This is a genomic window from Streptomyces glaucescens, from assembly GCF_002154375.1.
Taxonomy (GTDB): domain Bacteria; phylum Actinomycetota; class Actinomycetes; order Streptomycetales; family Streptomycetaceae; genus Streptomyces; species Streptomyces glaucescens.
Genome location: NZ_MUND01000343.1, coordinates 1 through 6,472, shown reverse-complemented (window position 1 = coordinate 6,472; position 6,472 = coordinate 1). Strand labels below are relative to the sequence as shown.

The window sequence follows — 6,472 nt, the reverse complement described above, 5'->3', positions numbered from 1 at the left end:
CCGATGCGGTACGCGCGGTCGGTGGCCTGGGCCTCCACGGCGGGGTTCCACCAGCGGTCGTAGTGCACGACGTGCTCCGCGCGCGTGAGGTTGAGCCCGGTGCCCGCCGCCTTCAACGACAGCAGGAAGACCGGGACCTCACCGTCCTGGAAGCGCCGCACCATCGCCTCCCGCTCCGGCACGGGCGTCCCGCCGTGCAGGAACTGCGAGGGCACGCCCCGCGCGGACAGATGCCGCTCGATCAGCCGCGCCATCGCGACGTACTGCGTGAAGACCAGAACACCCGCGTCCTCGGCGAGGATGGTGTCGAGCAGTTCGTCCAGCAGCTCCAGCTTGCCGGAGCGTCCGGCGATCCGCGGGCGCTCCTCCTTGAGGTACTGCGCCGGGTGGTTGCAGATCTGCTTCAGAGCGGTCAGCAGTTTCACGATCAGCCCGCGCCGGGCCATGTCGTCGGCGCCCGCGATCTCCGCGAGCGTCTCGCGCACCACGGCCTCGTACAGGCCCGTCTGCTCCGGTGTCAGCGACACCGCGCGGTCCGTCTCCGTCTTCGGCGGCAGTTCCGGCGCGATCCCGGGGTCCGACTTGCGGCGGCGCAGCAGGAAGGGGCGCACCAGCCGGGACAGCCGCTCCGCGGCGGCGGGGTCCCGGCCGCTCTCCACCGCCTGCGCGTACCGCGCGCGGAACGTGCCCAGCCGGCCCAGCAGGCCCGGGGTGGTCCAGTCGAGGATCGCCCACAGCTCGGAGAGGTTGTTCTCCACCGGGGTGCCGGTGAGTGCCACGCGCGCGCGTGCGCCGATGGCGCGCAGGGCCCGCGCGGTCGCCGAGTAGGGGTTCTTCACGTGCTGGGCCTCGTCGGCCACCACCAGACCCCACGGCACCTGCGCCAGTCGGCGCGTGTCCAGGCGCATGGTGCCGTAGGTGGTGAGCACGAACTCGCCGTCGGCCAGGTCGTCGAGGTCGCGCCGGGCCCCGTGGAAGCGGCGCACGGGCGTGCCCGGCGCGAACCTCTCGATCTCGCGCTGCCAGTTGCCCATCAGGGACGTGGGACAGACGACGAGGGTGGGACCGGCGGCCGTGGGGTCGGTCTGCCGGTGCAGATGCAGGGAGATCAGCGTGATGGTCTTGCCGAGACCCATGTCGTCGGCGAGGCAGCAGCCGAGCCCCAGGGAGGTCGTCCGGGCCAGCCAGTTCAGGCCGCGGCGCTGGTAGTCGCGCAGCTCGGCGGCGAGAGCGGCGGGCTGGGCGACCGGCTCCTGGCCCTCGGGGTCGGCGAGCCGCTCGCGCAGCCCTGCCAGCCAGCCCGTGGCCCGTACCTCGACCCGGCGTCCGTCGATCTCCGCGGAGCCCGTCAGGGCCGCGCCCAGCGCGTCGATCGGCGTCACCTTGCGGTCCTGCCGGTCTCTGGCCCGGCGGACCTCCTGGGGGTCGACGAGCACCCATTGGTCGCGCAGCCGGACCACCGGGCGGTTCGCCTCGGCGAGGCGGTCCAGCTCCTCCCGGGTCAGCCGCTGGTCGCCGAGCGCGAACGACCAGTTGAACGCGAGCAGCGCGTCGGCGGACAGGAACGACGGCGCGTCCGAGGAGAGCCTGCCGGTGCCCTCTTCGTCGTCCGGCGGACCGACCACCGCGCGGGTGGTCAGCTCACGGGCCAGCTCTCTCGGCCAGTGCACGTCGATCCCGGCCGCCGCGAGTGCCGCCGCCCCCTCGCCGAGCAGTTCGGTGACCTCCTCGTCCACGAGGTCCACCGAGTCCGGCACTGCGGCCGAGAGCAGCGGGCCGAGCGGCGGCCAGGCACGGGCCGCGCGGCGCAGGGCCACGAGGGCGTCCATCCGCGCGCGTGGGCCGAAGGCACGGCCCGCGGCGTCCGTGGCGGCCCACGCGTCGGCCGCGTCCGCGACGAGGGAGGGATCGCTCACCAGGTGCAGCTGCGGCACCGCGCGGAAGGCGGGCGTCGCCCGTTCCGGGGCGTCCGTCAGCCCCGTCACCTCGATCCGCAGCGAGATCCGCACGCCCGCGTCATGGCCGGCGGCGATGTCTGCGGCCCAGGCGCGCTGCTCGGGCAGCCGCCGCGGCTCCGGTCGCGCGTACGCCGGACCGCCGGTGACGAGCGGCGCGGCGGGGGAGCGGGGCAGTGTGTCGGCGACGGCGTCCAGGAAGGCCCGCAGCAGCGGTTCCGGGTCGGGCAGCCGCGGCGGCTCCGCATGGTCCACCGGCAGGGCGTGCGCCTCCGGCGGCATCGCGGCGGCGAGCCGGCGCACCTGCTCGGTCTCCTCCGCGCGCAGCGGACCGGCGCGCCAGGCGTCGTGGTCGCTCGCGGACAGACCGGGCAACAGCAGACCCCGCGCGGTGAATCCCAGGGCGAGAAGCGCCGCCGCGCCCCAGAACACGGCCGCCCGGTCGCCCTGCTCGGTGACACGCGCGCGGGTGAGGACGGGCAGGGCCCTGCGGAGTGGCAGGACGACGGCGGGCACGGCGGCCCGCTCCACGCCGCCGTCGCCGTCGCGCAGGACGACAATCAGGTCCGTGACGGTGCCCGCGGCGACGTCCGGCGGGGTCTCGCCGTCGGGCCGCCAGAAGGCGACGCGACCGGTGCGGGCCGGGTCACCGGGCAGGAACACTGCGTGGCAGCGGGTGAGTTCACGGATCTCGGAGGAGGTTGCCGGGGAAGTCCTCTGCACAGTGCGTCGCATTCCTCAAATTTGACTACCTGGGGTCGGAGTCGCCGAGGGTACAGCACCGCACCGATCGACCCGGCGTGGCAGAGTTGTGACTTGAGTCACGGAACGGGAGGGCTTCGGGAGACCCTAAGGGACGGATGTCAGGGATGTCTCAGGGGTGCCGCCCGGAACCGCCCACGGTGCGGGGCCGTTCTTCCCGGCAGAGAGCGGCACTGGCCGCGAAGGAGGCGACTCACATGTCGAAGAACGCGAAGATCGCCGCAGGGGGTGTGGCGGCAGGTCTTCTTCTGCTGATCTGGCTTCCCTGGTGGGCGGCGCTGCTGATCGTGCTGGGCGTCCCCGCCGCCGCGTACCTCGCCCTGGACCCCGCGCAGCGGCGCCGGCTGCGCCGCGCCACCCGCAAGGAGATCGGCCGCTAGCCGCCGGCTCCCCATCCACCCCTGCGTCGCCGAGCGGCGCTCGGGGCTGACGGCGGCGCACATCGCGTGGCGGGTTCGGATCCGGTCCGCCACGCGATGGTCCCTGCGGCCCGGCCGGCCCGGGCTGGCCCGCCGACCCGCTCAGCTCGGGCGTACGGCCATCCTGTCCAGCGCCTCCAGCAGTCCCGGCAGCTCAGGTCCGCGCCCCACCGGCAGGATCTCCCCGGGCATCTCGTCGAGCAGCACGAACGCGATGTCGTCGGTCCTGGCCACCAGGGACCAGCCTGGACCGTCGGCGCGCAGCGTCCGCGCGTCGCCCGGGGCGAAGGACGACCGCACCCGGCCCAGGGGCGGCGGTGTGGCCACGTACGCGCGTGCCTCGGCGAGCACCCGACGCACACCGCCGTGCCCGGCCCCTTGCCCGCCCTCACCGGTGACGCCCTCACCGGTGCCGCCGGGGGTCGTGAACTCGGAGTCGTCGAGCTGCTCCCGCCACTGCGCCCACTGGAGGGCTATCTCGTCGGCCCCGAGCCGCCGCTGGGCGGGACCCCAGACGCTCGTGTCGGGCGGGGTCAGTGGCGGACTGTCGGTCATGTCGGGGCCGGGGTCGTGCGGCGCGGGCAGACCGGGCGCCGCCACCGCGAGCGCGAGGGGCCACCCGGGCAGCGCGGTGACCACGCTGCGTTCGTCCGGCGACAGGTCGTACTCCATCCCGCAGTCCCAGGAGGCGATGGCGACGGCCACCAGGGACACGTCGTCGGTGACCACGGTCCACCGCGCGCCCTCACCGTCCTGGCCCAGCACCAGGCCGTACCCGTCGGCCAGCGGCGCCAGACCGAGTGCCGCGCAGGCCTCCGGATAGTCGTCGCCCAGCACACTCGGGAACTTCGCCGGTGTCAGCAGCACCGCCGTGAGCACATACAGCGCGTCGTCCGCGGCGGCGACGGCGTCCTCATCAGTCCCGGCCATCACAGCCTCCCCAGGGGTTCGTCCAACGGCGCGCACCCTAGTGCGACCGGGAGCCGCTTGTCACGACTCCTTCGACCACGCGGAACTGCGGTGATCCGGAGGAGACCGGACGAATCGGCCACCTCGGGACCGCGGGAATCAGGCCGCCGGCAGCCCCAGGAGGTCCCGGGCGACGGTCTGGGGCGACTGGCCGCGCTCCCGCGCGAGCGCGATCACCGCGCGGCAGGCCAGCTCGTTCACCCCGAAGGACAGCGCCTCCGGCGACACCCAGCCCGCCGCCTCGTCGCTCCGCTCCTGGTCGTTCTCCGCGCAGGCCGACACGTACACGGCCGCCGCCTCGAAGAGATTGTGCGTGCGGGTGGCGCGGCCGGCACTCCGCTCCTCCCGCGCGGCGCCCTGGAACTTCCCCCATGCCTGGCGTACCTTGCCGAACATGCCGACCACCTTCCCCCTGTGAGGTCGTTCGTCACCGACCGATTCAAGCAGTGCCTTCCAACGTAGAGTTGGAGCCTCGGCGGCAGAAGGGGGAGGGACGCGGTGAAGCGTTTCGCGCGGCTCGAGCAGATCCGGCGGATGGATCCGCACGAGGAGGCGACGGCCATCCTCCGGCTCACGTCGGCCTACGAGTTCCCCTGGGACTACACCCGCGCCCTGGAGCTGGCGCTGTACCGCACCTACGCCGTGCCGAGCATCGGCCGGCTGCTCGCCGAGACCGCCGAGCTGACGGACCGCACACAGAAGCGGTACGACGACACCTCACTGCTGCTCGACGCCGTCGTGGAGCACGGCTTCGACAGCACGCCCGGCCGCACGGCGGTCCGCCGCATCAACCAGATGCACCGATCGTACGACATCAGCAACGACGACATGCGGTACGTGCTGTGCACGTTCGTCGTGATGCCCAGACGATGGATCGACGCCTTCGCCTGGCGCAGGCTGTCCCAGCACGAGATCACCGCCTTCACGGTGCACTACGGCACCCTGGGGCGGCACATGGGCATCAAGGACGTCCCGGAGACCTACGAGGACTTCGAGGCCTGCCTCGACGACTACGAGGCCGCCCACTTCGACTGGGACGAGGCGGGGCGCCGGGTCTCGGACGCCACGCTCGACCTGATGGCCTCCTGGTATCCACGCCCTCTCGGGCCCGTGCTGCGCACCGGCATCCTGGCGCTGCTCGACGACCCGCTGCTGCGGGCCTTCCGCTATCCGGTGCCGAGCCCCGGCACGCGTGCGCTGGTGCGCCATGCGGTGCGGCTGCGCGGCCGGGCGGTCCGGCTGCTCCCGCCGCGGAGGTCCCCGCACTTCGCCCGGCAGAACTGGGAGATCAAGGGGTACCCCGACGGGTACCGGCTGGCCGACCTGGGCACCTGGCCGACGCCGGGGGTGCGTGGCTGCCCGGTGCGGCACCGCGGCCGGTCAGCCTCCGAGTGACGACAACGTGGCGCGCAGCCAGCTGAGTTCCGCCCGGGACGTGGCGCGCGCGATGGTCAGGATGCCCTGCCGGAACGGATCGTCCAGGTCCTCGGCGGCGAGCGGGCGGTCACCGTCGTAGAAGAAGCTCGCGGGCTCCTCCAGGAAGGCCAGCCTCCGGCGCAGTACGGCCGCCTGCGCGCCGGCGTCGTCCAGGTGGCGCAGGAAGGCGAGCGCGGTGAACCAGCGGTTCTCGTCCGTGATGTCGCGCTGAGCGGGCTCGGCGAGCCGGCGGCGCAGGTCGCGCCGGCCCTCGTCGGTCAGGGAGAGCACATGCCGCGGGGCGGCCACCGTCCCCGGCTCGGTGGTGCGGACCAGGAGACCACCCCGCTCCAACCGCTTGATCGCGGGATACAGCGTGCTCTCCGCGACCGGCCGCACGTGCCCCGTCAGAGCCGTGATGCGCTTACGCAGCTCATAGCCGTGCAGCGGGGCTTCGTACAGGAATCCGAGGATGGCGAGCTCCAGCATGCCGCCATTCTCCCGCACTCCCACGCCCTCGCTGTACCTCCGATCCTCGATACCCCCGTACCCGTGTACCACGGGCTCTTTATACTGCGTCTGCGCAATACCTCGTCGCCGATGTATAGTCGCTCGTGTGCCGACGGCACGCGGCGATCACAGTGAGGGAGGGCGCGCCATGAGGCAGGCGGTGTTCGACGGTGAAGGCAGTCGCATCCGGTGGACGGAGGCGCCGGGCGCGGAGCCCGCGCGGGTGTACGTCCACGGTCTCGGGGCGGCCTCGGCCGCGTACCACGCCCACATCGCCGCCCGGCCCGAACTCGCGGGCCGGCGCAGCCTCTTCGTCGACCTGCCCGGACACGGCATCAGTGACCGGCCCGCGGGCTTCGGCTACAGCCTGGAGGAGCACGCCGACGCGCTCGCGACCGCTCTGGACGCCGCGGGCGTGAGCGGCGCCGAGCTGATCGCGCA

General features: G+C 73.4%; 7 protein-coding genes. 3 read left to right on the top strand and 4 right to left on the bottom strand.

Going from position 1 to position 6,472, the window contains the following annotated elements:
- On the bottom strand, window positions 1–2,678 hold a 2,678-nt coding region (locus tag CCN42_RS22325; RefSeq protein ID WP_245877418.1), incomplete at its 3' end, for a DEAD/DEAH box helicase.
- Window positions 2,679–2,914: 236 nt separating this feature from the next.
- Between CCN42_RS22325 and CCN42_RS22320 the strand changes: the two genes are divergently transcribed.
- Window positions 2,915–3,097, top strand: a complete 183-nt coding sequence (locus CCN42_RS22320; protein WP_086738180.1) for a hypothetical protein — start codon at window positions 2,915–2,917, stop codon at window positions 3,095–3,097.
- 141 nt (window positions 3,098–3,238) lie between these two features.
- On the opposite strand, the gene CCN42_RS22315 is transcribed toward CCN42_RS22320, so the two are convergent.
- On the bottom strand, window positions 3,239–4,066 hold the full coding sequence (locus CCN42_RS22315) for a hypothetical protein (RefSeq protein WP_086738178.1): 828 nt from the start codon (window positions 4,064–4,066) through the stop codon (window positions 3,239–3,241).
- 138 nt (window positions 4,067–4,204) lie between these two features.
- Entirely contained in the window at window positions 4,205–4,501 is a 297-nt protein-coding gene (locus tag CCN42_RS22310; RefSeq protein WP_086738176.1) for a hypothetical protein, read from the bottom strand.
- Window positions 4,502–4,603: 102 nt separating this feature from the next.
- Here CCN42_RS22310 and CCN42_RS22305 point away from each other — a divergent pair, with 102 nt between their 5' ends.
- On the top strand, window positions 4,604–5,500 hold the full coding sequence (locus tag CCN42_RS22305) for an oxygenase MpaB family protein (protein ID WP_169731505.1): 897 nt from the start codon (window positions 4,604–4,606) through the stop codon (window positions 5,498–5,500).
- Here the strand turns inward: CCN42_RS22305 and CCN42_RS22300 are convergent.
- Window positions 5,486–6,010 carry a PadR family transcriptional regulator gene (locus CCN42_RS22300; RefSeq protein ID WP_086738174.1) on the bottom strand — a complete coding sequence of 175 codons (525 nt, stop codon included), beginning with the start codon at window positions 6,008–6,010 and terminating at the stop codon, window positions 5,486–5,488. The genes CCN42_RS22305 and CCN42_RS22300 overlap by 15 nt on opposite strands.
- Window positions 6,011–6,179: 169 nt before the next feature.
- Here CCN42_RS22300 and CCN42_RS22295 point away from each other — a divergent pair.
- Window positions 6,180–6,472, top strand: a 293-nt coding sequence (locus tag CCN42_RS22295; RefSeq protein ID WP_339384385.1) for an alpha/beta fold hydrolase, incomplete at its 3' end; no start/stop codon positions are given.